At 63.3% G+C, this 3346-nt stretch carries 5 protein-coding genes; all 5 read left to right on the plus strand.

The genetic code is table 11. From position 1 onward, the window contains the following. The first annotated feature begins 307 nt into the window (after positions 1-307). A complete protein-coding gene (gene flgB, locus L9Z73_RS27910) occupies positions 308-721 on the plus strand; it encodes a flagellar basal body rod protein FlgB (protein ID WP_247407945.1) in 414 nt (137 codons plus the stop codon). A 15-nt stretch (positions 722-736) separates the two neighbouring features. Further along, positions 737-1144, plus strand: a complete 408-nt coding sequence (gene flgC / locus L9Z73_RS27915; protein ID WP_101272877.1) for a flagellar basal body rod protein FlgC — start codon at positions 737-739, stop codon at positions 1142-1144. Between the two features lie 3 nt (positions 1145-1147). Next, a complete protein-coding gene (locus L9Z73_RS27920; RefSeq protein WP_247407946.1) occupies positions 1148-1825 on the plus strand; it encodes a flagellar hook assembly protein FlgD in 678 nt (225 codons plus the stop codon). Between the two features lie 27 nt (positions 1826-1852). Further along, complete coding sequence (flgE, locus tag L9Z73_RS27925) at positions 1853-3001, plus strand: flagellar hook protein FlgE (protein WP_247407948.1); 1149 nt, start codon at positions 1853-1855, stop codon at positions 2999-3001. 4 nt (positions 3002-3005) lie between these two features. Next, a partial coding sequence (locus tag L9Z73_RS27930) for a flagellar hook-basal body complex protein (RefSeq protein WP_247407950.1) occupies positions 3006-3346 on the plus strand: 341 nt, incomplete at its 3' end.

A 3346-nucleotide genomic window follows, 5' to 3' on the forward strand; every position in this document is an offset into this window, starting at 1 on the left:
CCGGCTGGCCGATGTCCACCGCGACCAATTGGGCGCGCGCGGGCAAGCGTGGCGCAATCACCTCGCGCACCTGGTCCTGCAGGCCATCCGCCTGGGCCAGGGTGCAGCACAACAGGCCCATCAAGCCCCACATCCGTCTTGTCATCGATCCCGCCCTCCGCGCTACCCAGCGCAGAATTCTAGTCGCCCCGCCGACAAGGCAAGGCCTGAATTGGTCGTCAAATAGCCGCCTGTTTCGGCCTTTGCCTAGCCGGCCTTGGGACTAACCTGCGAGCCGTTCATTTATTTGATGCACAGGTCCGCAACCATGATCGACAAGCTCGATAACGAGCTGCGCTTTCAGCAGGACGCAATGAGTTTGCGGGCTGAGCGCCAGCAGGTATTGGCCAATAACATCGCCAACGCCGACACACCCAACTTCCGCGCGCGGGATTTTGACTTCAGCGCCGAACTGGCCAGCTCCCTGCAAAAATCGCACACCCAGGGCCGCGGCATGACCCTGGCCACCACCTCGGACCGCCACCTGCACGCCGACTCCAGCAGCGTCTCCAGCCGCGACCTGCTCTACCGCGTGCCCGACCAGCCAAGCCTGGACGGCAACACCGTGGACATGGACCGCGAGCGCGCGCAGTTCACCGATAACGCCGTGCGGTACCAGGCCAGCCTGACCTTTCTGAGCAGTCGCCTGCAGTCGCTCAAGACCGCCATGCAGTCCGAATAACCCAGGGAAACCACCATGTCGATGTTCAGCATTTTCGATATCGCCGGCTCCGCGCTGAGCGCCCAGTCCCAGCGCATGAACGTAACCGCCAGCAACCTGGCCAACGCCGACACCACCAGCGGCCCGGACAACGAAGCCTACCGGGCGCGGCAGGTGGTGTTCGAGTCGCAATACCAGGCGGGCAGCAGCATCGGTGGAGTGCGCGTCAGCCAGGTGGTCGAAGACGGCTCGCCGATGCGCCAGGAATACCGCCCCGGCGATCCGCTGGCCGACGAGTCGGGCTACGTGACCATGCCCAACGTCGAGCCGGTGGGCGAAATGGTCAACATGATTTCCGCGTCGCGCTCTTACCAGGCCAACGTCGAAGTCATGTCCACCAGCAAGGAAATGATGCTGAAAACTTTGACCCTAGGTGAGGCGTAAACCATGACCAGTACGATTGCCAGCTCAGTGCTATCGACCATGAACAGCACCAGCACCACCGCCGAAAGCAGCACCTCGGCGGCGGACGATCTGCAAGACCAGTTCCTCACGCTGCTGACCACCGAGTTGCAGAACCAGGACCCCACCGACCCGATGGACAACAGCGAGATGGTCACCCAGCTGGCGCAGATCAGCACCATCAGCAGCATCGAAGACGTCACCAGCACCCTGGAAGGCATCTCCGGCCAGATCAGCGCCTCCGAAACCCTGCAAGCCTCGGCCCTGGTGGGCAATGGCGTGTTGATCGACGGCAATGTGATCCAGGTCGACAGCGGCGTGGCGACGACGTTTGGCGTCACCCTGAACGGCGATGCCGACAGCGTCAGCGTCACCATCAAAAACAGCACCGGCACCGTCGTGCGCACCCTGGACGAAGGCAGCATGAGCGCCGGCACCCAGTCGTTGTCGTGGGACGGCCTACAAGACGACGGCACCATCGCCGCCGACGGCGCCTACACCTTCTCCATCAGCGCCACCACCGACGACGTCGCCGTGGCCAACACCGCCCTCAAGTACGCGCTGGTGACCGGCGTGACCACCGACAGCAGCAACCAAGTCGCACTGGACCTGGGGGGCGTCAACGAGAACGTCGCCCTCAGCGACATCAGTCTTGTCCTCTGACCCTCTACCTAACGAAGGAGAAACACCATGGCTTTTTCCCAAGCACTCAGTGGTCTGTCGGCAGCGTCCACCGACCTCAACGTGGTCAGCAACAATATTTCCAACTCCCAGACCGTGGGCTTCAAAAGCTCGACCACGCAGTTCGCCGATGTGTACTCCGGCGCCGACGTCGGCCTGGGCACCCAGGTCTCGGGCGTGGTGCAGAACTTCGAATCCGGCAGCCTGACCACCACCGATAACGCCCTGGACCTGGCGATCAACGGTGACGGCTTCTTCACCTTCTCCGACGGCACGCAAACCGTGTACTCGCGCAACGGCCAACTGACCCTGACTGCCGACGGCTACCTGGAAAACGCTGCCGGCGATCAACTGCTGGGGGTCAACGGCGTGATCCAGATCCCCACCACCGGCATGCAAGCCAGCGCCAGCACCGAGCTGGACGCCGAGCTGAACCTGGACGCCAGCGAAGACGTCATCACCGCCACGTTCGACCAGACCGACTCGTCGACCTATTCCTATTCCACCAGCACGCCGCTCTACGACTCCCTGGGCATCAGCCACACCAGCACCCTGTACTTCAGCAAAACCGCCGACAACACTTGGGACGTACACACCGCGATCGACGGCAACCTGCTGACCGACTCCCAGACCGTCAGCTTCAACTCCAGCGGTCTGATCACCAGCGGCGCAACCGGCACCTACACCTACGACCCGGCCAACGGCGCGGCCAGTATGTCGGTGGCGCTGGACCTGACCGGCACCACTCAGTTCGGCAACGACTCGGCGGTGTCCGACATTACCCAGAACGGCTACACCTCCGGCAGCCTGGTGAGCTTCAGCATCGACGAGACCGGCACGGTGGTCGCCACCTACTCCAACGACCAGACCAAAAACATCGACCAGATCCAGTTGGCCACCTTCAGCAATGAAAACGGCCTCAAAGCCAACGGTGACAACACCTGGCTGGCCACCTCGTCCTCCGGCCAGGCCCTGCTCGGCGTGGCCAGCAGCGGCTCGCTGGGATCGATCCTGAGCGGCACCACCGAAGATTCCAACGTCGACCTGACCGCCGAACTGGTCAACCTGATCATTGCCCAACGCAACTTCCAGGCGAACGCCAAGTCGGTAACGGCGCAAAGCGAAGTGCTGCAGCAAGCCGTGAATATCGGTTCCTGACCTTATGGATCGCATGCTCTTCACGGCCATGAGCGGGGCCAATCAGGCGCTCGAACAGCAGGCCGTCGTGGCCAACAACCTGGCCAATATCGTCACCCCGGGCTTTCGCGCGCAACTGGTGCAGATGCAGTCTTCGCCGGTGGCGGGCGAAGGCTTGCCGACCCGCGTGTCGGTGGCCGCCAACGGCGTGGGCGTGGACTGGAGCGAAGGGCCGATCGTGCATACCGACCGCGCGCTGGACGTGGCCCTTGGCACAAACGTGATGCTCGCGGTGCAGACCGGCGACGGCCAGGAAGCCTACACCCGGCGCGGTGACCTGCAGGTCGACGGCACCGGCGCCATGTC

It is taken from the genome of Pseudomonas emilianonis (assembly GCF_023072625.1).
Taxonomy (GTDB): domain Bacteria; phylum Pseudomonadota; class Gammaproteobacteria; order Pseudomonadales; family Pseudomonadaceae; genus Aquipseudomonas; species Aquipseudomonas paraveronii.

Excerpts from the sequence above, each read along its gene's own strand:
- flgB (WP_247407945.1), top strand. The coding sequence starts at position 308 with ATGATCGACAAGCTCGATAACGAGCTGCGCTTTCAGCAGGACGCAATG.
- flgC (WP_101272877.1), top strand. The coding sequence starts at position 737 with ATGTCGATGTTCAGCATTTTCGATATCGCCGGCTCCGCGCTGAGCGCC.
- L9Z73_RS27920 (WP_247407946.1), top strand. The coding sequence starts at position 1,148 with ATGACCAGTACGATTGCCAGCTCAGTGCTATCGACCATGAACAGCACC.
- flgE (WP_247407948.1), top strand. The coding sequence starts at position 1,853 with ATGGCTTTTTCCCAAGCACTCAGTGGTCTGTCGGCAGCGTCCACCGAC.